18 protein-coding genes are annotated in these 21,663 nt (G+C 71.5%); 9 read left to right on the top strand and 9 right to left on the bottom strand.

The window, feature by feature from the left end; genetic code table 11:
- Positions 1-13 precede the first annotated feature (13 nt).
- From KBX21_RS06265 to KBX21_RS06245, 5 genes are all read left to right on the top strand, one after another.
- A complete protein-coding gene (locus KBX21_RS06265; RefSeq protein WP_049579000.1) occupies positions 14-415 on the top strand; it encodes a molybdopterin-binding protein in 402 nt (133 codons plus the stop codon).
- Positions 408-1,253, top strand: coding sequence for a molybdate ABC transporter substrate-binding protein (gene modA, locus KBX21_RS06260; protein ID WP_210841300.1), 846 nt, complete (start codon positions 408-410; stop codon positions 1,251-1,253). The genes KBX21_RS06265 and modA overlap by 8 nt, the downstream gene beginning before the upstream one ends.
- Positions 1,254-1,297: 44 nt before the next feature.
- Entirely contained in the window at positions 1,298-2,107 is an 810-nt protein-coding gene (locus KBX21_RS06255; protein WP_049579014.1) for an ABC transporter permease, read from the top strand.
- A complete protein-coding gene (locus KBX21_RS06250) occupies positions 2,104-3,192 on the top strand; it encodes an ABC transporter ATP-binding protein (protein ID WP_049579002.1) in 1,089 nt (362 codons plus the stop codon). Before KBX21_RS06255 ends, KBX21_RS06250 begins: the two co-directional genes overlap by 4 nt.
- Positions 3,193-3,420: 228 nt before the next feature.
- Positions 3,421-3,744 (top strand): DUF3040 domain-containing protein, encoded by a 324-nt coding sequence (locus KBX21_RS06245; RefSeq protein WP_049579017.1) that lies wholly within the window; start codon positions 3,421-3,423, stop codon positions 3,742-3,744.
- A gap of 94 nt (positions 3,745-3,838) precedes the next feature.
- Here the strand turns inward: KBX21_RS06245 and KBX21_RS06240 are convergent, their stop codons facing one another.
- The 5 genes from KBX21_RS06240 to KBX21_RS06220 all read right to left on the bottom strand — a co-directional run bounded on the left by KBX21_RS06240 (position 3,839) and on the right by KBX21_RS06220 (position 10,915).
- Positions 3,839-4,087, bottom strand: coding sequence for a hypothetical protein (locus KBX21_RS06240; RefSeq protein ID WP_247665325.1), 249 nt, complete (start codon positions 4,085-4,087; stop codon positions 3,839-3,841).
- A gap of 163 nt (positions 4,088-4,250) precedes the next feature.
- Positions 4,251-4,544 carry a hypothetical protein gene (locus KBX21_RS06235; RefSeq protein WP_210841299.1) on the bottom strand — a complete coding sequence of 98 codons (294 nt, stop codon included), beginning with the start codon at positions 4,542-4,544 and terminating at the stop codon, positions 4,251-4,253.
- A 564-nt stretch (positions 4,545-5,108) separates the two neighbouring features.
- Positions 5,109-8,045, bottom strand: a complete 2,937-nt coding sequence (locus KBX21_RS26515; RefSeq protein ID WP_307869165.1) for a penicillin-binding transpeptidase domain-containing protein — start codon at positions 8,043-8,045, stop codon at positions 5,109-5,111.
- A gap of 564 nt (positions 8,046-8,609) precedes the next feature.
- The gene (locus tag KBX21_RS06225; protein ID WP_210841426.1) at positions 8,610-9,956 is read right to left on the bottom strand and encodes an FAD-dependent oxidoreductase; all 1,347 of its coding nucleotides are present in this window, start codon (positions 9,954-9,956) and stop codon (positions 8,610-8,612) included.
- Between the two features lie 278 nt (positions 9,957-10,234).
- Positions 10,235-10,915, bottom strand: a complete 681-nt coding sequence (locus KBX21_RS06220; protein ID WP_049579740.1) for a 1-acyl-sn-glycerol-3-phosphate acyltransferase — start codon at positions 10,913-10,915, stop codon at positions 10,235-10,237.
- A 249-nt stretch (positions 10,916-11,164) separates the two neighbouring features.
- Here KBX21_RS06220 and KBX21_RS06215 point away from each other — a divergent pair, with 249 nt between their 5' ends.
- Positions 11,165-11,818 carry a cyclase family protein gene (locus KBX21_RS06215; RefSeq protein ID WP_049579738.1) on the top strand — a complete coding sequence of 218 codons (654 nt, stop codon included), beginning with the start codon at positions 11,165-11,167 and terminating at the stop codon, positions 11,816-11,818.
- A gap of 46 nt (positions 11,819-11,864) precedes the next feature.
- Here the strand turns inward: KBX21_RS06215 and KBX21_RS06210 are convergent, their stop codons facing one another.
- From KBX21_RS06210 to KBX21_RS06200, 3 genes are all read right to left on the bottom strand, one after another.
- Positions 11,865-13,952 (bottom strand): FUSC family protein, encoded by a 2,088-nt coding sequence (locus KBX21_RS06210; protein ID WP_210841425.1) that lies wholly within the window; start codon positions 13,950-13,952, stop codon positions 11,865-11,867.
- Positions 13,953-14,048: 96 nt separating this feature from the next.
- Complete coding sequence (locus tag KBX21_RS06205; RefSeq protein ID WP_049579733.1) at positions 14,049-15,224, bottom strand: hypothetical protein; 1,176 nt, start codon at positions 15,222-15,224, stop codon at positions 14,049-14,051.
- Between the two features lie 233 nt (positions 15,225-15,457).
- Positions 15,458-16,000 (bottom strand): GNAT family N-acetyltransferase, encoded by a 543-nt coding sequence (locus KBX21_RS06200; protein ID WP_049573929.1) that lies wholly within the window; start codon positions 15,998-16,000, stop codon positions 15,458-15,460.
- A gap of 324 nt (positions 16,001-16,324) precedes the next feature.
- On the opposite strand from KBX21_RS06200, the gene KBX21_RS06195 reads away from it, so the two are divergent.
- Positions 16,325-17,254 carry a LysR family transcriptional regulator gene (locus tag KBX21_RS06195; RefSeq protein WP_210841297.1) on the top strand — a complete coding sequence of 310 codons (930 nt, stop codon included), beginning with the start codon at positions 16,325-16,327 and terminating at the stop codon, positions 17,252-17,254.
- A gap of 39 nt (positions 17,255-17,293) precedes the next feature.
- Here the strand turns inward: KBX21_RS06195 and KBX21_RS06190 are convergent, their stop codons facing one another.
- Positions 17,294-18,214, bottom strand: a complete 921-nt coding sequence (locus KBX21_RS06190) for a LysR family transcriptional regulator (protein ID WP_049573921.1) — start codon at positions 18,212-18,214, stop codon at positions 17,294-17,296.
- 71 nt (positions 18,215-18,285) lie between these two features.
- Between KBX21_RS06190 and KBX21_RS06185 the strand changes: the two genes are divergently transcribed.
- Positions 18,286-19,344: a DMT family transporter gene (locus tag KBX21_RS06185; RefSeq protein ID WP_049573918.1), complete on the top strand. Its 1,059-nt coding sequence runs from the start codon at positions 18,286-18,288 to the stop codon at positions 19,342-19,344.
- Positions 19,345-19,790: 446 nt separating this feature from the next.
- A complete protein-coding gene (locus tag KBX21_RS06180) occupies positions 19,791-21,593 on the top strand; it encodes a hypothetical protein (protein ID WP_049573914.1) in 1,803 nt (600 codons plus the stop codon).
- The last annotated feature ends 70 nt before the right edge of the window (positions 21,594-21,663 follow it).

The raw sequence follows: 21,663 nt of genomic DNA, 5'->3' as shown, positions 1-21,663 counted from the left end.
GTAGGTTACTGCCATGCCGACCTTCCAGATCAGCGAGGCCGCCGACCTGCTCGGTGTCAGCGCCGACACCGTGCGCCGATGGGTCGACTCCGGCCGACTGGTCGCCACCCGCGACCCCTCCGGGCGCCGCCACCTGGACGGGGCCGAACTCGCCGCGTTCATGCGGGCCGGGGCCGACGAGGACCCTGCCCGCCGCGTCTCCTCCGCGCGCAACCGCTTCCACGGCCTGGTCACCCACGTGATCCGAGACAGGGTCATGGCCAGCGTCGAGATCCAGGCCGGACCGCACCGGGTGGTCTCCCTGATGAGCCGTGAGGCCGCCGACGAGCTCGGCCTGGAGGTCGGGGCCGTGGCCACGGCCGTCGTGAAGTCCACCAACGTCATCATCGAGACCACCGGAGAACGACATGCGTGACAGTTCCCCCCGACGAGCCGTGCGTCGCGGCCACCGGCCGGTCACCGGGCTCGCCGCCGTCGCGGCCCTCAGCGTCGCGCTGACCGCCTGTGGAGCCGAGGAGACCGGCCCCGGCGACGAAACCTCCGGGGACGCGCTCTCCGGTGAACTCACCGTCTTCGCCGCGGCCTCCCTCACCGACGTCTTCGCCGAGATCGCCGAGGACTTCCGGGAACGCCACCCCGAGGTCGAGGTCACCTTCAACTTCGCCGGCAGCAGCGAGCTGGCCCAGCAGATCAACTCCGGGGCGCCCGCCGACGTGTTCGCCGCCGCCAACACCGCCACCATGGAACAGGTGGTGGAGGGGGAGGGCCTGGACGCCGACTGGGCGGGCGAACACGGTGAGGACGGCCTCGTCTTCGTCACCAACACCCTGCGCATCGCGGTGCCGCCGGACAACCCCGCCGGGATCGAGGACCTGTCCGACCTCGCCGACGACGGCGTACAGGCGGCCTTCTGCGCCGAGGAGGTGCCCTGCGGGGCCGCCACCACGACCGCCGTGGACGCCTCCGGCCTGGAGATCACCCCGGTCACCTACGAGGAGGACGTCCGCGCCGTCCTCACCAAGGTCGAACTGGGTGAGGTGGACGCGGGCCTGGTCTACTCCACGGACGTCATCTCCGCCGAGGGCCGGGTCGAGGGGCTGGAGTTCCCCGAGGCCGAGGAGGCCGTGAACGACTACCCGATCGGCGTGCTGGCGAACTCCGCCGACTCCGCCCTCGCCTCCGCGTGGATCGAGGCGGTCACCTCAGCCGAGGGCGCCGCGGTCCTCAGGGACGCGGGGTTCGGTACACCGTGACCGCGCGGACCCCCGACCACTCCACGTCCCGACCGCGTACACCCGTGCCACGCGGCCGGGTCCGGCGCCCCCGGTCCGGGCGCGTGCCCTGGATCCTGGTCGTTCCGGCCGTCGCGGGTGTGCTCTTCCTCGTCCTGCCCTTCGCCGGGATGCTCGTCCGCGCGCCCTGGTCGACCATGGGCGCCCGCGTCACCGACCCCGCCGTGCTCGCCGCCCTGTGGCTCTCGCTGTCCACCGCCACTGTGGCCACCGTGGTCTCGCTCCTGCTCGGCGTCCCCCTGGCATGGCTGCTGGCCCGCACCGAGTTTCCCGGACGCCGGCTCGTCCGGGCCCTGGTCACCGTGCCGTTGGTGATCCCGCCCGTGGTGGGCGGCGTGGCCCTGCTGCTGGTCCTGGGCCGCAACGGTCTGGTGGGCCAGTACCTGGACGCCTGGTTCGGGCTCACCCTGCCCTTCACCCCCGCCGCAGTGGTCATCGCCCAGGTATTCGTGGCCATGCCCTTCCTCGTGATCAGCGTGGAGGGGGCGCTGCGCGGCGCGGACCGGCGCTACGAGGAGGCCGCCGCCACCCTGGGCGCCAACCGCGTCACCGTCTTCACCCGTGTGACCCTGCCGATGGTGCTGCCCGGCATCGGCGCGGGTGCCGTGCTCTGCTGGGCGCGCGCCCTCGGCGAGTTCGGCGCGACCATCACCTTCGCCGGGAACTTCCCCGGCACCACCCAGACCATGCCGCTGGCCGTGTACATGGCCATGCAACGCGACCCCGAGGCCGCCATCGTGCTCAGCCTGGTCCTTCTCCTGGTGTCCCTGGTGGTCCTGGCCACCCTGCGCGAAAGGTGGGTGAACGCCTCGTGAGGCCCACCGCCCCAGCCCCCACCGCCGGACTCGACGCCGAGCTGCGCCTGACGCGGGGCGACTTCACCCTGGACGTCGCCCTGAGCGCTCAGCCGGGGGAGATCATCGCCCTGCTGGGCCCCAACGGGGCGGGCAAGTCGTCCGCCCTGCGGGCCCTGGCCGGGCTGGTACCGCTCACCGGCGGCCACGTACGAGTGGACGGCGCCGACGAGACCACCACCGCCGTCGAGCACCGGCCCATCGGCATGGTCTTCCAGGACTACCTGCTCTTCGAGCACCTGAGCGCCCTGGACAACGTCGCCTTCGGGCCGCGCTGCCAGGGCGCCAGCAGGGCGGAGGCACGCTCACGCGCCGCCGAACTGCTCGACCACATGGACCTGACGGCCCACGCCCACTCGCGGCCCCGGCAGCTGTCCGGGGGCCAGGCACAGCGGGTGGCGCTGGCCCGGGCCCTCGCGGTTCGTCCGCGCCTGCTCCTGCTGGACGAACCGATGGCGGCGCTGGACGCCAGCACCCGGATCGACGTCCGGGCGCGCCTGCGCCACCTGCTCGAGGACTTCGACGGTGTGACCGTGCTGGTCACCCACGACCCGCTGGACGCCATGGTGCTGGCCGACCGCATCGCGGTGGTCGAGTCCGGCCGCGTCGTGCAGCGCGGCGCACCCGCCGAGGTGGCCCGGCGACCGCGCACCTCCTACGTGGCGCGCCTGGTGGGGCTCAACCTCTTCCGGGGACGGGGCGAGGGGGAGACGGTGGCCCTGGACAGCGCCCCGGGGAAGGACGGCTCGGACGAGACGGCGCGGGTGACACCGCGCGAACCGCAGGAGGGTCCCGCCCTGGTGGCCTTCCCACCGCGTGCCGTGGCCCTGTACCCGGAGCACCCGCACGGCAGTACCCGCAACGTGTGGCGACTGACGGTGGAGGGGATCGAACGCTTCGGCGACCAGGTCCGCGTGCACCTGGCGGGACCGCTTTCCCTGGCGGCGGACATCACCCCCGCCGCCCTGGCCGAGCTGGAGCTGTCACGGGGCGACACGGTCTGGGCGGGAGTCAAGGCCGCCGAGGTGGAGTGCTACCCGGGCTGAGCGGTCGCCCGCCTGGTGGCGGCCCCGTGGGGTCCCGTGGCGGCACACCCCGCCCGCCCGGGCGCGAAACGCGGTTCTCACATCATGAAACAAACCATCCCATTGGTACTCAACAGTGAAAAACCGGTACGGAATTACCGTGGAGCCTTGGATATCCGGACGCCACCCGGGGGAGACTCTAGGACATCCGGTGACGAAAGTCCTTCCCTCATGGCCGAGGAGGGTTTCATGTCCCTGCGAGAGCACGAACGACGCATCCTCGCGGAAATAGAGCGACAACTCAGCGAGGAGGCTCCGGCGTTGGCCGGACGCCTGGAGGCGTTCGGGAGCGATGATCCCGACGCCCCCATCGACCCCGGGTTGCGAAGTTGGAGGCCCTGGGTCGCCTGCGGGCTGATCGCCGCGGTCACCGCCGGGCTGCTCGTCCTGCTGTTCGTGCTCACTCCGAGCGCACCGCAGCCGGACACACCACGCCCCGCCGAGACCTCACAGGGCGTCGATCCGGCACCGGAGGGCGGCACAGTGGACCGAGTGCCCGCGCCTGCCGACTGACCACTCGTGCCCCGCGGGGTTCGATGCAGAGGGAGGACGACGACGGCCGGCGACCCCCGGAGGGGCCACCGGCCGTCGTGTGTCGTTGCCGCGCTCAGCGAGCCGCGCTGCGCACATGGGACACCGTTGCCCCGTCGGGCCCGGCCGTGATGGTGACCGTCACGAAGTAGACGGAACCGTCGTCCCTGGCGACGCTGTGCGTCACGGTGTGTGAGGCGCCCCCGGGCCCGGCCCAGGAGTCCTCGCTGTGGAAGAACGCGTCAGCGGCGGCGAGCGCGGGTGTGCCCAGGGCGAACCCCAGCGCCAGGACCGCTGTGGTGATCATGCGACGTGAATGAGCCATGGTGCTGTCCTTCGTCTGAGTACCGGAGAGGGGCCGACGCTTCGCGCGTCGGCCCCTCGACACTGCTGGGGTGTGTTCGGCGGGCACTCACCCCGGCGCGTCACCCGGTGCCCCCAGGGCTCCGGCCGTGACGGTCACCGCCCGTCGAACACCGCCTCGTCGGCTAGTTGGTGCCGCTGATGACGCCACCCTGGGCGGCGCCCCACGGGCCAGCGGTCTCGAAGCCCTTGATGTAGATGGTGCTGGGGCCCTTCTTGTCGTGGCCGTGGTCGTGGTCGTGGCCGTGACCCGACTTGACGGCGGAGAAGACGCCGCCCTGGCCGGCGCCCTTGGGGCCGGCGTAGCTGCCACCGGCGCCGTAGAAGGTGTCGGCCATGGCCACCGCAGGAGCTCCGAAGGCGAGGGCGGGGGCGATGACGGCGGCGAAGGCGATACGGGTCACGGTCTTGCGGTTCATCGTCTGATTTCCTCTCAGTGCGATCGGTCCGGGAATCCGCCCCTTTGGTTGGACTCTGGTCCGGTCGCTCTTGTTTCGTTCCGGGAAGCTGGTGTCCGGCTCCCGCAGTTTAGATGTCCGCTGGGTCGGTCGATCAATCGCCGAATTCTCCGTCATTTCTTAAACAAAAAAGTGGTCTCCGTGACTGGAAGATTGCAGAAGAACGGCGTTTCCGTGCTTCGGATCCGCGCTCTGTTGGGGGATGCTGGTGGGTATGCCCAATGTCCGGGGTGGCTATGTCGGAAATATGTGCCAGTCCCGGCCGGTGTGCGAGGCGCGCTACGCGCGAGGTTCGAGTTCCGTTTACTCGGCTCGAGTAAATATCCTTACCGAAATTTCTTCCGGGAGAGTTCGTGCAATTCCTTGAATAGGTTGGATTCCGGTGTTGATCGAAATATGGGCGTCTTTTATCGCGAGTGTCGGTCATAGGCGTATGAACGTGGCCTCGGATGGCTTGTCGCACTACGTCCATGCGAGAGGCCCCGCCCGGAGCGAACCGGGCGGGGCCTCTCTTCCTGCTTACGCCTAGAGGGCGTTGGTGAACTTGGCGGCCAGCGGACCGGCGACCGACCCACCGCCGCCTCCGCCGTCCACCACGAGGGCGAAGGCCACGTCACCCTTGTAACCGACCATCCACGCGTGGGTGGGCAGTTCGTCGTCCTCGTCGGCTTCCTCAGCGGTCCCGAACTCGGCGGAGCCGGTCTTGCCGAACACCTCACCCTGGAAGCCGGCGTCCTTGGCCGTGCCGTCCGTGATCACCTCGCGCATCATCGGGCGCAGGGCCTCGGCGTTGCCGATGGTCTGCGGATCGCGCAGGTCGTCCCGGGCGGGCTCGGTGACCAGCACCGGCTGCCGCCACGCACCGTCCGCGACGGCGGCGGGCACCGTGGCCATGTGCAGCGGCGAGGTGAGGATCTGACCCTGGCCGATGCCCTGGGCGCCCATCATGGTGGTGCTGTCCACGGCCGGGAAGCTCGGCTCCTGGGTGCTCACACCGATGTCCAGCGGCGCGTTCATCCCGAACTGCTCGGCACTGGCCTGGAGGGTCTCCGGGTTCAGGATCTGGCCGATCTCGTGCACCAGAGCGGTGTTGCAGGAGGTCGCGAAGGCCTCCGTCACCGACTGCTGCCCGTACTCGGCGCCGCCCGCGTTGCGGAAGGGCCACCCGCCCAGCTCGTACTCCTCCGGGCAGTCCATGGAGGCGTCCACCGACAGACCGTTGTCCAGGAGCGCGCTGTAGGTGACGATCTTGAAGGACGAACCCGGCGGGTACTGCCCCTCGAAGGCCCGGTTGAAGCCGCCGGGCACGTTCACCGCCGCCAGGATCTCACCGCTGGAGGGACGGACCGCCACCAGACCGGCGGGGTCGTCCGCGTCGATGATCGCGTTGGCGGCCGCGCTCTGGATGCCCATGTCGAAACTGGTGGTGACGGACTCGCCGTCGGAGCCGTCCAGGGACGCGACGGTGTTCTCCTCGGTGACCTCCGGAGCCTGGCCGTCCTCGATCTCGGCGGCGTCCACCATCACGATGGTCGCGGCGGCCTCACCGGCCAGCCGCTCCTCGTAGGTGCGCTGGAGGCCGGTCTTACCGACGGTGTCGCCGACCTTGTAGGCCGGACCCAGCCGCTCGACGTCCTCCTCGTCGGCCTCGCCCAGTTCGCCCACGATCATCTGGATCGAACCGGAGACGTCCGGGGCGTCCAGACGGGTGCCGTCGGCGGCCAGGACCTGGCCGCGCTCGCCCCACACCGCCGTGCGGGTCAGGGTCTGGCCCTCACCCAGCCCGGGGTAGGCGACCTCGGGGGAGAACTCGACCAGCCACTCGCCGTCCTCGCGCAACAGCGGGAGCTCGCCCTCCCAACCGAAGTCACTGGCGTTGGTCAGCGAGAGCGTCACCTCGTAGGGGGCGCTGCCGGTGCCGCCGTCCGTGGTGGGGGAGCCGACCTCGACGTCGACACCGTCCACCCCCAGACCGGAGTCGATCCCGCCGAGGATCGCCTCGGCGTCGTCGCCGGTGGTGACGGCTGCCAGACGGGTGAAGTCCTGCTCCTCCCAAGCGGCCTCGAACTCGGTCGTGGCCTCCTCGGGCTGGGGGAGCGTGTACACGTACCAACCGGCGCCCGCGCCGACCAGGGCCAGGACGACCACGGTCGCCACCACACCGATGACGAGCCCGCGCCGGGACTTCCGGGGCGGTGGACCCGGGTCGTAGTCGTCGTAACCGTCGTAGTCGTCCGGACCACCGGGACCCCTCGGCCCCTCGGGGCCACCGGAACCGTCCGGTCCCCCGGCTCCGCCGTAGAGGTACTCGTAGCTCTCTGCCCGGCCGTCCCGCTCCTGGCCCTCGCGCCCGGCGGGCTGCTCCGGGCCGGAACCCGGATAGGGGGTGTCGCCCTGGTAGGCGGGCTGACCCGCGTACGGGGTCTCCCAGGCCTCGTGGGCGGCCCCGACACTCTCGTGCCCCTGGGCCGTCTGGGCCCACCCGTTCTTCTCGGGTGCGTGCCCGGGGGTGTCCTGCGGACTGGGCGCCACCGGGGTGCCCCACGGTTCGTAGGGCTCCTCTCCGTGGGCGGGCGGGCCTGCCTGCGAACCCGGAGGCGGGCCGGGCGTGCCCCAGCTCTCCGAGGAGGTCTGCGCGCCCGAGGGGTCGTTCCAGCCGTACTGCGGGGAGTGCGGCTCCGAGGTGGAACCCCAGCCCTCGGTGGAGGTCTGCGAAGGGGAACCCCAGCTGTCGGCTGGGGCCTGCGGTCCCGAGGGGTCGTTCCACTCCTCGCGTGTGGCCTGCGGCTCCGGGGTCGAACCCCAGCCCTCAGGGGCCCGCGGCGTGACCGGAGTACCCCAGCTGTCGGCCGGTGCCTGCGGGCCGGAGGGGTCGTTCCAGCCGTGCTGTGTGGACTGCGGCTCCGAGGCGGAACCCCAGCCCTCGGTGGAGGCCTGCGAAGGGGAACCCCAGCTGTCGGCTGGTGCCTGCGGTCCCGAGGGGGTGTTCCACTCCTCGCGTGTGCCCTGCGGCTCCGGGGTCGAACCCCAGCCCTCAGAGGCCCGCGGGGCGACGGGGGTGCCCCACGGCTCCTGCGGCTCGGCCGAGCCGGTCCAGCTCTCCGAGGAGGACCGGGGCTCCGAGGGAGCGTCCCACTCGTCCTTGGATGCCGGGGACGCGACGGGGGAGTCCCAACCGTCGGACGGGGGCTCGGGGGCGGCGGGGGTGCCCCAGTCCTCGGAGGGGGTCCGCGACTCGGACGGTGCGTCCCAGCTCTCCGTCGAGGACTTGGGCGCGCCGGGGGAGCCCCACGGCTCGAAGGGTTCCGGGGCGGCGGGCGCCGACTCCGGCTCGGACTCCTGCCGCGAACCCCTGTACGGGGAGCCCCAGGATTCGTCCGTTCCGTCGAGACCACCGGAGGTCGGAGCGGACTCGCCGCCGTACTGGCCGTTGCCGGTGCCCCACGACTCCGGCTCCGACACCGGCGGGTCAGCCGGGCGAGGGTGCTCGAACCCGAAGTTCCCGGTGTCCGAGGGGCGGGCACCTGAGGGTCGTTCCGGAATGCGGTAGGGGTTCTCCGGGCGCGGTCGACGCGCCTCTGTACCGTCCGAATCCTCGGGCGGCCCGGAGGAATCCGGCTGCCGGGGGGACCGTTCGTCCACGCCTGACCGTCCTTCGTTGCGTTTTCCTGGAGATACCACGATGCCCCGCTCCCACCTCGGTGGGAGCGGGGCACGAGGATGAGGTCGGCATGGCGGTCGCCTCTCGGCGCGGGGCACAACGGGGCTCCTGACCGTCCGATCAGCCCACCCGCGAGGGGGCGGGTGCCGGACACGGTATTCCGCGAAGGCAATAGTTGAGGCCCGGGGGACACTTGCTACCACACCGACCAACAGTGACTCTAACCCATACGTCCGAGGAGTTGTTCCACGAACCCGGGGAGAGCTCCATGCGCAATCTCACGGTGACACACGGGCCGGATCGGGGAAAGACGAAGGGCCGGTCCCGCAAAGGGGTACGGGACCGGCCGGGAAGCTCACACGCGGCTACGCCTGGCGTGCGACGCTGGTCTGTTCCTGGCGAGTGAGCAGCTTGAGGCGCTTGCGGCCGCGCTCGGCGCCCAGCTCCTCCTCGCGGGCCTCGATGCGCTTCCAGCCCTCCCAGGTGGTGAACTCGACACCGCGCTCGGCAAGCAGCGACTGGAAGGCCACCGGGTCCGGCTCGGCGGCGGGGGTGAAGGCCTCACGGTCGGCGACGAGGTTGGTGACGGTCTCCAGGGCGTCGCCCTTGGTGTGGCCGATCAGGCCGACCGGGCCGCGCTTGATCCAGCCGGTGGCGTAGACGCCGTCCACGTGCCTGTCGTCCAGGTCCAGGACGCGGCCCTCGGAGTTGGGGACGACGCCCCGCTCCTCGTCGAAGGGCAGGTCGGTCAGGGGCGAGCCCAGGTAGCCGATGGCCCGGTAGACGGCCTGGACCTCGGTGTCCACGTACTCGCCGGTGCCCTTGACGTTGCCGTCGCCGGTCAGCTCCATGCGCTCGGTGCGGATGCCGGACACCCGGTCCTCGCCGAGGATCTCCACGGGGGAGTGCAGGAAGTGCAGGTGCAGGCGGCGCTCGGCACCGCGCTCGTCGCGGATCGCCCAGTTCTGGAGGACCTTGACGTTGGTCTTGACCTGGTTGGACTCGTCGCAGGCCCGGAGGCTGCCCTCGTCCATCTCGAAGTCCTCGGCGTACACCAGGACCTCGACGCCGGGCTGCTTGTCCAGCTCGCGCAGTTCCATCGGGGTGGCCTTGCACTGGGCGATGCCCCGGCGGGCGAACACGTGCACGTCGGTGATCTGCTTGGCGCGCAGACCCTCGTAGACGTTGTCGGTGATGTCGGTGGAGAGCAGGTCGTCGGCGTCCTTGGCCAGGATGCGCGCGACGTCCACGGCCACGTTGCCCGCGCCGATCACGGCGACGCTGGTGCCGTCGACGTGCCAGGACGGGGCGACGTCCGGGTGGGAGTCGTACCAGAAGACGAAGTCGGCGGCGCCGTGGCTCCCGGGCAGGTCCACGCCGGGGATGTCCAGGGGGCGGTCGCGGTCGCTGCCGGTGGCGAAGATGACCGCGTCGTAGTGGTGGCGCAGGTCCTCCAGCTTGAGGTCCACGCCGTACTCGACGTTGCCGTAGAAGGTGATCTCCGGCTTGTCGAGGATCTTGTGGAGGGCACCCTGGATCTGCTTGATCCGGGGGTGGTCCGGGGCCACGCCGTAGCGGACCAGGCCGTAGGGGGACGGCAGCTTGTCGAGGATGTCGATGCTGACGGACGTGCCGCACGAGGACAGGGTCTCGTCCTTGGTGAGCAGGTCCGCGGCGTAGATTCCCGCGGGGCCCGCACCAACGATTCCCACTCGCAGTGGTCGCGTCATCGCACAGCTCCAAGTCTTCGCGCCAGGGTCGGACGCCATAGGTAAGGCTTGCCTAATCTATCCGATGTCGCCACCGGAAAAACCTACTATAAGGGTAGGGAATTCTTCTCACCCCGCCAGGGAGGGGGGAAGGCTCCGGACCGCCGCCCCGTGGCCGCGATCCAGGCGGGAGGCCGGGTCCGGCCTCGCCGAAAGGGCCTTCAGTCTGGGGTCAACGCCTCGTCAAGGAGGATTCAGCCCCGTCAGGACTGTGGGGAAGGTCACTGTTCCAGCTCCGCCTTGACGGAGGCAGCGTATCGGGAGATCTGCTCCTGGCCGGACAGCTTGGCGATCGCGCCCATGATCGCGTCCGTCGCCTCCCTGCGCGACCTGGCCCTGTCCGCCGCGCCCTCCCAGGGTGACAGGTCGACGGGCTCCCCGAAACGCACTCCCACGCGGTTGAACGACGGGAGCCTGCTGCCGGGAGGAAGGATGCGCTGGGTTCCCGTGAGCGCGACCGGGACCACGGGTGCCCCCGTGCTCAGGGCCAGCCACGCCAGGCCGGTCTGCCCCTTGTACAGGCGACCGTCGGGGGAGCGCGAGCCCTCGGGGAAGATGCCGAACACCTCGCCGCCCTTGATGACCTCCACGCTGTTGTTCATCGCCTCCTGGGAGCTCTGCCCCGGGCGGCGGTCCACCGAGACCGGCCCCAGCATCTTCAGGGCGCGGGAGAGCAGTCTCCGGAAGAACGTGCTCTCGTTGAAGAGTTCCTTCTTCGCGATGAAGCGCACCTGCCGTGGACAGGCCAGTCCGAGGAAGAGGGGGTCGATGTTCGACAGGTGGTTGGCGGCCAGGATCACCGGGCCGCTCTCCGGCACCAGGTGCGCGCCCTCCACCTTCTGGGGCCACACCACACGGGTGACGGGTGCGACGACGGCCTTGGCCGCTCCGTACGGTGACACAGGTAGCCCCTTCTCGGTGGGTCGCGGAGTACGCGCGGGAAACGCGGGTGTGCGGGCTCGAGGGGAGTCGGCCGCCCACGACCGCGCCACCAGAGCTTATCCGGGTTCGGGACGGGCCGCCGGGGCCAGGTCCGCCGAAGTCGGTGCCGTGGAACACTGCCGTGACCTGGGACACGCGCGCTAGGCTGATGGTCTAGACCTCTGATCCAGGTCGGAGGTCCCCTCCGGACGCGAACGAGGAAGACAGCCATGGCGAAACTGGTCGATGTCAGCCACCAGATCACCGACGGGATGAACACCTGTCCCGGCCTGCCGCGACCGGCGATCGAGGAGAGCACCACCGTCGCGGGGGCCGTCCCCGGACACGGTGACAGCAGCGGCCGCGTCAACATGGTGGGAGCGACCGGGACCCACCTCGAGATCCCCGCCCACCGCTACCGGGACGGGGCCGACCCCGCTGACCTCGACCTGGAGCGCGTCGCCGACCTCCCCGGAGTGGTGGTCACCGCCACGGAGGGCCACCAGATCGGACCCGAGGCCTTCGCCGGACTCGACCTGCGGGGCCGGGCCGTCCTGGTCCGCACCGGCTGGGACCGGCACTGGCGCACCGAGGCCTACGGCTCGTTCGATCACCCGCACCTGACCGAGACCGCGGCCAAGGCCCTGGTGGAGTCCGGCGCGACCCTGGTCGGCATCGACTCGGTCAGCGTCGACGACACCGCTCCCCACACCGAGGGGGCCCGCCCCGCCCAGGCCACCCTCCTGGCCGCGGGCGTCCCCATCGTCACCCACCTGTGCCTCCTCGACGGGCTGCCGCAGGAGGGGTTCCGGTTCCACGCGGTCCCCGCCAAGGTGAGGGGGATGGCCGCGTTCCCGGTCCGGGCCTTCGCGGTGGTCGCCTAGGTTCGGGGCCCGCACCGGACGGGAGGGTGCCCCGACCCTCCCGTGACTACAGGTCGGCGTCGACGTCCTTCTGGGCGCGGCGCCGCTCGCGCTGGGCCCGGCGCTCGGCCTCCTGCTGAGCGGAACGCTCGTCCTGGGCGACGGCGCTGGTCATCGAGTTGGCCAGCGCCCGCAGCTCCATGTTGATCCTCGGATAGGCGGGCAGGCGCGGCAGCGCGCCCAGCCTCGGGGTGCGGCGTTCCTCCATCGCGGAGATGAGTTCGTGGAAGGCCAGGTCCACCCGTTGGAGGGTGATGGTGCCCGCGGGGTTCGGGCTGCGGTCCTGCGACAGCGCGGCCAGGGCCAGGTAGCCGATCCTCTGGGTGGCCACCACCACGGGCCACAGCGGGCGCGTGGAGGCGGCCCGGGGGACGTCGCCGATCGCGCTGTCGTACACCCCGCGCAGGCTGACGAGGGCGGCCCTCATGTCGCGGCGCAGGCGGTAGCGGCGCTCCTCGGTGATCTCCACGTCCTGGTCCAGCACCGCCATCATGCACTGGCGGGTGCTCGCCAGGACGTTCGCGATGGCCTGCGGCAACCGGGTGGCCGAGGCCCGCCGCCACAGCACCAGCGCACCCACCAGGCCGAAGGCCGAACCCACCAGGGTGTCGATGATCCTGGAGCCCGCGAGTTCGGTGACGGGGTACGGGTTGGCGGTGTACGACAGCAACAGCGCCATCGGGGTCAGCAGCACCGAGCCGTAGAAGAAGTTGCGCCCCACCACGAGCTGGGTGGCGCCCTGGAGCAGACCGGCCGCGAGGATGACCGCGACCAGGGGCAGGTCCAACGTGAGCAGTGCGACGCCGCCCAGCACGCCCAGCAGGGTGCCCAGCGAACGCTGCACCGAGCGGTTCAGGGTCAGCACCACGTTGCCGCCCTGGAGGACCGCCGTGGTGGTCAGAGCGACCCAGTAGTAGTGGTCCAGACCCATCGAGAGGCCGAACGCGCCCGCGAGCGTCACCGTCAGCCACATGCGCAGCGCGGTCGGTCGGATCAGGGAGTCGCCGCTCAGGCTGGAGCGCAGCGAGCTCCACAGCGCTGGGTAGCGGTCGTCGTGGAGGTCGGCGGTGCGCCGGTCGTCGTCGTTCTCCTCCTCATCGGAACCGCGCCGCGCGGACTGGGCCGCCCGCGACAGGAGGTTGTACAGGCGCGCCTCGAGGGAGCGGGGGCGCATGCCGCGGCGCAGGTCGTCCAGGGAGTCCGGATCGGGGGCGCTGGTCGGGTCGGCGACGGCCAGGGCCATCTGGTCGGCGAAGTCCGCCGCCTGCTCGGGCAGCGCGGTGGGCCGGGCCATGCACACCTGGGTCGCGGCCAGGTGGATGTCGGAGACCCACCGCAGCAGAGCCCGCAGGCGCGCGGCCTCGGTCGTGGTGCGGTAGCCGCGTGTCTGGCCGAGCAGCACGATCCGCCACGCCTCGGCGAGCGCCACCGACGCCGCGTGCTGCGCGTGGTCGAGCTCGGCCGTGCCCACCGCCCGCAGCAGGGTGGCCAGCCCCCGGTAGGCCGCTGCCACCGCCCTGTATTCGGGGTGGCGGGCACGCAGCGGGGCGCCGGACATCGAGACCGTCCACCCCACGGCGGCACCGAGGGCGGCGACCAGCGCGTGCAGGGGCACCTCGGCCAGGCCGCCGGGAGCGATGGTGGAGATGGTGGCGACCAGCACGAAGAACATCGTTCCGGGCTTGTCCACCCGCCAGGCGGCACACACCCAGGTGGCGACCCCGGCCGTCAGCCCGATGGAGGCCACCGCCGCCCATGGGGAGAGCGAGGCGGCCAACGAGTTGACGGTCACGGCCGCGACGAACCCCAGCCCGACCAGGGCCAGGGCCGCGGCGCGGTAGGCGTAGGGGGTCTTCTTCTCGTACAGGACGGTCATGGAGCCCAGGGCGGCGAGGGTGCCGATCTGGGGTCCGAAGATGACCGAGGCCAGGGCGAAGGAGACGGTCATCGCGATGGCCGCCTGGAGTGCGGTGGTCCAGGCCCAGGGGCCCGCCTCCAGGCCGAAGATCGCCTTGATGTCGACGCGCGGTCGCGGACGCTCACCCACCGTGACGCGCTCCGGGGTCTTGGCGGACTCCTCCCCGCCCAGGTTCATCGGGCCGGTCTCGCCAGTGGTTCCCAGATCTCGCACGTGGCCATCCTAAGCCGAAATACCGTGACGAAAGGGCACGTAGGTCGCAGATGTGCTCGATCAGGCACTCTGGGCGGCGGCCTCCCTGGCCCCTCTGAGGTCGGTCTCCGCCCTCTCGGCCCGCTCCAGCGCGCGGTCCCGCGCCTCCTCCGCCACGGACAGGCGAGCCGCCGCCGCCTCCCGCGCCTCGGTGAGGGTGAGCTCGGAGTTGCGTCGCTGGGCGTCCAGCTCGGTGGTCAGGCGCTCCAGCTCGGCGGTGAGGCGGGCGCGCTCGGCCTCCGCGGCGACCCGGTCGGACTCCAGCCTCTGGTGGGCGCGCTCCAGCTCGGTGCCGAACCGGGCGCGCTCGGTCTCCAGGGCCGCGGCGTTGCGGGCGGCCTGCTCCTCAGCGTGCTCGGCCCGCGCCAGTGCGCCGCGCTCGGCCAGCTCCGCCTCGTCCCGACGACGGGACTGCTCGGCCAGGTCGGTGCGCAGGCGCTCGGCCTCCACCTGCACCCGTTCCAGGCGTTCGGCGGATTCGGCCCTCTCCCGCAGGAGTTCGGTGCGGGCCCGTTCAGCGGTCTCGGTGATCCGGTGCTCGGCGGCGGCCAGCCCGGCGTTGGCCTCGGCCACGGCCGCGTCGCGCTCGGCCACGGCGGTGCGGGCCAGTTCGGCCTGGTGTTCGCGTTCGCCCTCGGCGGTGTCCCTGCGGAGCAGGGCCTCCTCGGCCATGCGTTCGGCCTCCTGGGTGGCGGACACGGCGGCGGCGGTGGTCTCCTCCGCCGAGCGGCGGGCCGCCTCGGCCTCACGGCGCCGGTTCTCCGCCTCCAACCGGGCGGAGTCGGCCTCCGACACCTGGCGGGCGGCGGCGAGCCGGGCCGCCTCCACCTGGGCCTCGGCGGCGGCCGGGTCGGACATCGTCGAGAAGGCCTCGGTCGCGGAGTCGAGGGTGGCACTGAGCTGTTCGGCCTGGACGGCGAACCTGGTGAGGAGGTCGTCCGCGCGCAGTCGCGCGGCGGTCACGGGCTCCCCGCCCTGCGCGGGCGCCGTGGCCGCCGTCTTCTCGTCCGTCTCGGCGCGGGCCGCCTCCTCGGCGTTCTCGGCCTCCTGGGCCAGTCGCTGCCGTTCCTTCCACGCCCGCCAGCGGGTGTGTTCGGGCAGGTCGCAGTACTGCGGAGGGCGACCGGGGGAGGAGCCCCGGGGAACCGGGCGGGTACAGCCGGGGAAGATGCAGGTGCTGGAGTCGGAGGAGGCCACGGGCCCGAGCGTAGCGCTTCGCGGTCCCCCCACGCCGGGGTGTGTCGCGGGGTGTCGCGGGACGGGGCGGGAGCCGTACCGCTCGTGGGCGCGGTGGGGGACGGGAGCCACGGGGGCGGGCCCGTCCCGGGCAGGGAGAAGCCCCCGCGCGGGACGTGGGTATGACCGCGCGGGGGCTCGTTCGTGGAGCCGTCACCGCTGCACCGACCGACGGTGAGGGGGACGGGTGGGCGTCAGTCGTGGGCGCCGAAGCCGTCCACGCGGCAGACCATCGTGGTGACGAAGGGGCGGAACCCCTCCTGCTCCAGGAAGCTGATGTCCTCGGACGCGGTGGCCAGAGCGGAGAACTCGACGTCACGGATGCCCGAGGCGGCGAGCTGGCGGCGGACCTCCTCCAGGAGCTTGGAACCCACCCCGGTCCCGGTGTAGTCGGGGTCGATGGCGAAGGTCTGCACGACGGCGACCCGCTCACCCCGGTCCCAACTGCCCTGCGCGTTCTCGCGGACGGTGACCATCGCGTACCCGGCCAGGTCTCCGTCGTGCTCGGCGAGGATCGCCATGGTGTCGGGGTCGCGCAGCCAGGCCAGGTACTGGGCGCGGCGGCGCCGCCAGGACTCGTCCAGGCTCACCGCGCTGATGATGCCCTCCAGGTGCGGGGCCGTCACCGTGTGCTGCTGGTGCAGGGCGCCCCACAGGTCGGCGAGCTCCTCCACCTCGTGGGCGCCGAGGTAGCGGAAGCCGAGAACGTCGACGTTCCTTGAACGAGGTTTGGTCATCAGCGAAGTTTGCATTTTCTTCTCACCCGTTCCACCAGCTTGGGGTGCTGTTCCTGGGAAGGTGCGCTCCGCACCTCCTTGGTTGAGCTGTGGGTCTGACTGTACGTGCCGGTATCAACCGGAACAGGGCCGACACGAGGGAAAAGCGTGCACGACATCCCTGACAGAGAAAAAAGTGAAATCTTTCTTCAGGATGTTCAGGCAGGGCGGGAAGCGGATGGAAGCGGACACTGGTGGACGATGTGTAAGGAATCACCCTCAAAGAGTGGGTAATCAGACCGGAACATCATCGAAACCTGTTCGTTCTGTCCTAAATTAGGCAGCATGATCGACGTTCGGCGGTTGCAGCTCCTTCAGGCCCTTGACCACCACCGCACGGTGGCAGCCACCGCGGAGGCGCTCAACGTCACCCCGTCGGCGGTCTCCCAACAGCTCGCCGCCCTGGCCAAGGAGGCCGGGGTCCCCCTCGTCGAACGCCAGGGCCGTCGCTTCCTGCTCACCGGTGCCGCCCGGGTCCTGCTCAAGCGCGCGCACGTCATCTTCGCGGAGATGGAGCGCGCCGCCGCGGACCTGGCCGAGTACTCCGACGGCGACCGCGGGGTCGTGAGGGTGGGCTCCTTCTCCACCGGCATCAGCGACCTCGTCGCCCCGGCTCTGGCCCGCCTGCGCACCAGCCACCCCGGCTGGAGCTTCGAGGTCGTGCAGGCCGAACCCGAGGAGAGCGCCGAGATGGTGCGCTCCGGCCACCTGGACGTGGCCGTCACCATGTCCACCAGTCACCTGCCCGCGGCGGGCGACCCGGACTTTCGCAGCGACCCGGTCATGGTCGAGCTCTTCGACGCGATCCTGCCCTACCAGCACCCCCTGGCCACACGGACCAGCCTGCACCTGGCCGAGGACCTGGCCGACCAGGACTGGATCATGTCCGGTCCGGGCACGGCGTGGAACTCCTGCGTGACGGCCGCCGCCAACCAGGCCGGGTTCCAGCCCCGGGTCGTGCACACGGTCGACGACTTCAGTGCCGTCTTCTCCATGGTCCAGGCGGGTCTGGGGGTCGCCCTCATGCCGAGGCTGGCCTGGACCGGGCTCAACCACCCCCAGATCGTCGTACGCGGGGTGCGCGAGACCGCGCGCCGCCACATCGTCGTCCTGTCCCGGGCCGGGTCCACCCCCGAGCCGCTGCTCACCGCGATCCGCGAGGCCGCCAGCAAGGTCCCGGTCCCCTCGGTGGGTCCCTTCGCCATCGCGGGCTGATCCGGAGGCTCCCGGGTGCCCCCTTCCTGACGGCCGCGGTCAGAAGGTGAGCGGCGCGACATCCTCCAGCACGTCCTCGGCGGCCTGGTGCAGGTAGGAGGCCACCACGCGGATCGGCCGCCAGGCCCAACCGCCGGTGCGCCCGGCGAGGTACACCTGGCGGAAACCGCCCAGCTCTCCCAGGGGAGCGTGCGCGACCCCGCGCCGGGTCGAGGTCGACAGCCGGGGCACCACGCCCACGCCCGCGCCGGTCGCCACTAGTTCCTCGAACAGCTCCAGGGTGTCCACGCGGTGCCGGATCCGCGGGGTGAACCCGGCCTCGGCGCACATCCGTTGCAGGAGCGCCTCCTCGTCCCCCCGGAAGGGGCTGGCGATCCAGGAGGCGTCGGCGAGTTCGCGCAGGCGGCGCCGGGTCAGTGTCCGGCTGTCCGCCCCCTCGGAGGGTTGGGAGAGCAGGAGCGCCTCCGTCCCCACCGGATACACCGTGAGCGTGCCCGGGAATTCTCGGGGGAGAAGACTGTACTGGTACACGACCCCCAGGTCCGCCCCTCCGTCCTGGAGCAGATCCAGCGCCTGGTCGGACTCGTACTCGGTCAGGCGGATGTCGATCCCGGGGTGGTCGCGCCGCAGACGGCGCACGGCGGGGAGCACGATCGGCGCAGCCGACGTGTACATCACCAGGTCGACGCGACCGACGGGGTCGGTGTCGCCGTCGAACTCGGCCTGGGCCGCCTCCACCCGGGCGAGGATGTCCACGGCGTGCTCCGCGAGTCGGCGCCCGGCGGGGGTGAGCCGCACCCGCCGCCCGTCCGGCACGAGGAGGGGAACCCCGGCCTCCTTCTCCAGGACGGCGAAGTGCTTCGAGACGGCCGACGTGCTCATGCCTGTGACCTCGGACACGGCGGCCATCGTCCCGAGTCGTTCCAGTTCGACGAGCAGGCGGAGTCGCGTGAAATCCATCAACCGAAACTACATGGTTCGTCAACCATCAGTCCGTGGACAGAAACGAATGAAATGAGTCCAATGGTCGGGTGATCCCCTCCTTCCTCTCCTCGCCCCGCCGTGCCCGGATCCAGGTCCCGGCGCCGTTGATGCTGCTCGTCGCCATGTTCACGTTGCACACGGGCAGCGCCCTGGCCGTGACCGCCTTCGCCCACGCGAGTCCGGCGACGGTCACCTGGCTCCGGCTGACGTGGGCCGCGCTCCTTCTCCTGGCGCTCGGCGGCCCCTCCCTGTGGCGGGCCGTGCGCGCGGCGACACCGCGCGAGCTGGGTGCCGTGGTGATCCTGGGCACAGCGAGCGCGGGGATGATGCTGTTCTACTCCGAGGCGACGGCGCGGATCGAGCTCGGCACCGCCACCTCCATCGAGTTCCTCGGCACCCTCGTGGTCGCCGTCGCGGCCATGCGCCGCCGCCGCGAGCTCGTGTGGATCGTCGCGGCCGTGGCCGGCGTGGTGTGCCTGACGCGCCCATGGCAGAGCGAACTCGACCTCGCGGGTATCGGCTTCGCGCTGGCCGGTGCGGTCTGCGTGGTCGGCTACATCGTGCTCACCCAGCGGGTCGGTGCCGGGTTCGGCGCCGTGCACGGCCTCGCCCTGGCGATGACCGTGGGCGCGCTGGTCACCGCGCCCCTGGGGGCTCCGGCCGCCATCGCCGAGCCCAACCTCGAACTCGTCGTGTTCACACTCCTGATCGCGCTGCTCTTCCCGATGGTGCCGTTCCTGCTGGAGATGATCGCCCTCCAGAGGATGAGCCGGACCGGGTACAGCACCTTCTCCAGCCTCGAACCCGCCGTGGCCCTGGTGATGGGCATGATCGTCATCGGCCAGGCACCCGTCACCGTGCAACTGGTGGGCATGGCGCTGGTGGTGGTCGCGGGTATCGGCGCCGCCCGGGGGGACCGCAGTCCCAGGCCCGCCGTGCCCCGGAGAGAGACCGTGCGGACGCGTCGCGACGGCACCGGTCCGGCGGCCCTCCCGAGCGGCGTGCCAACCGGACCGTCCCTCCCGGAGATCGTGGACGAAGTACGGTTCTCCTCGGCGCCCATCGAGGAGAACCCGCCCGAGCGCCAGCCCGAGCGGGCCGCCTGAACCCGGTCCCTCGCCGCGTGCCCCCGTGAGGGTGGACGCGGCGCGGCGGGGGACCGTCACCGTGCCGACCCGTCACCCAAGGGAGGGCGGGTCAGTGTCCGTCCCTCTTCCCGTGGTGAGACCACCGGAACGAAAGGCGGTCGCCGTGGAACGGGAACGACGGTGGCCACGCCCGGCCACCGGGCGTGGGGCGCCCGGCATACGGTGACGGTCGCCGGTCCGGGCGCGGGGTGACGGGGTCCGCGGGCGCGACGCCGCCGCAGTTCACCCACGACCAGCGCCGCGGGCACGACCAGCAAGAAGGCCGGATCGGCCACGCCCCGGCCTCGGTGCCGGGGCCGTGATCGGGCGGGCCTGGACCGATCGGCGGCATGACACGTCCCACTCCGCCGCACCGCGTCCCGGGGCGCGCACGCTCCTTTCCATGCACTAACTTGGTCCGAATCATGGCGGCCAAATCTGACCTCGAACTCCTGCGCGCCCACGAACCGGTGCTCATGTGCACCAAGGGGGAGTTGTTCTTCCCCACCGAAGTGGACGCCTACGTACGCAGCTGCAGCCTCTGGATCGAGGAACCCGGCGGACGCGAAAGCGTCCTCGTCCCCGCCGGTGAGCTCACCCTCGACCGCCTCTCCCAGGCCGAGGAGGAGTGGCCGGGCCGCCACAAGCACCTCCGCTTCGTCCAGGAGGAGTCGCTGCGCGAGGAGGCCCGGCGCTTCAAGGGCATCGCCCGCTCAGTGATCCCCAAGAGCGGCCGCCTGGCCGCCGTGGGCGTGCTCGGCCGCGTCCTCGACATCCTGATGAAGATCTCCCTGCTCATCCGGGGCGCCGTCCCCGGCGGCGTCACCTTCGCCGCGGTCACCCGCTACCGCGAGCGCGTGGACAACGGCGGCGCCACCTACTACGGGCGCGTCACGCGCGAGGGCGGCTACATCGTCCTCCAGTACTGGTTCTTCTACGCCATGAACGACTGGCGCACCATCTACGGCGGGGTCAACGACCACGAGGCCGACTGGGAGCGCGTCACCGTCTACGTGGTGGAGAACCCCGACGGCACCACCCGGCCGGCCTGGGTCGGCGCCTCCTCGCACGAGTACCACGGCGACGACCTGCGCCGTTCCTGGGCCGACCCCGACCTGCACCGCGACGGCGTCCACCCCGTCATATACGTCGGAGCGGGCTCGCACTCGCACCAGATGCTCCCCGGCGACTACCTCATCCAGGTGGATCCCGCCTTCCTGCGCGGCCTCGTGCGCGGCTGGCGCCGGTTCACGCAGCGGCTGTTCCGCGCCGACGCCGCCATCAACCGGCACGGCATCGGGGTGCCCTTCGTCGACTACGCGCGCGGCGACGGCGAACGGCTCGGCCCCGGCGGCGACCGCGAGTGGAACGCCGTCCTGATCGACGAGGACACCCCCTGGGTGGACGGCTTCCGTGGCCTGTGGGGACGTGACACCCGGGACTTCTTCGAGGGCGAGCGCGCCCCCAGCGGCCCGCGGTACGAGCGGGACGGCACCATCCGCCGGTCCTGGGCCGATCCGCTGGCATGGGTCGGACTCCAGAAGGTCGCGCCCACCGAGAGCGCCGCGCGCGCCGAACTGCGCGCCCACGTGCGCGGCCTGGAGTCGCGCCTGCGCCGCCTGGACGGCGACGTCGTCAGCCGCCGCGACAGCCTCCGCCAGCTCGACTCGGCGCGTATGGCCCTGGACCGGGAGGCCGCCTCCCGGCCGCGCGCCCGTGAGTACGGCCAGCGGATCGAGGGACTGGAGAAGGAGCTGGCGGAGATCTACGAGAAGCGGGCCCTGCTCGCCGACGAGCGCGACACCCTCCTGCGTTCCCTGGACAGTGAGACCCCGCTGGTCCCGTCCCCGACCGGGCACCTCAAGGCGCCCCACATGCCCTACGCCTCCGGCGAGCAGCGCGCCAACCGCTTCCTGCACCTGTGGGTCGCCCTGAGCACACCGCTGCTGCTCATCTCGCTGGCGCTGACGCTGTTCATGCTCCACGGACAGATGACCCTCTGGGCCATGCTCGGAGTGGTCCTGGCCTTCGCCGCGATCGACTCCGTCGCTCGCCGCAAGTTCGTCCAGTACCTGACCGGGATCGCGATCGCCGCGGTCGTCATCGGGTTGATCGTGGGTGTGGTCGCCGCCTTCATCGCGGACTGGCGCATCGCCATCACCGTCCCGATCGTGCTGATCGTGGTCGTGCTGCTGGTGGTCAACATCCGCGACCTCATGCGCCGCTGACCCTGCCCGACCGGGCACCGGGCGGCGCGGTGTCCGCCCGGAGCGCCTTCCCGGGCGGACACCGCGAGGG

Origin of the sequence: Nocardiopsis sp. B62 (assembly GCF_018070675.1) — a bacterium.
Lineage (GTDB): Bacteria > Actinomycetota > Actinomycetes > Streptosporangiales > Streptosporangiaceae > Nocardiopsis > Nocardiopsis prasina.
This window is presented reverse-complemented; position numbering and strand designations above follow the sequence as displayed.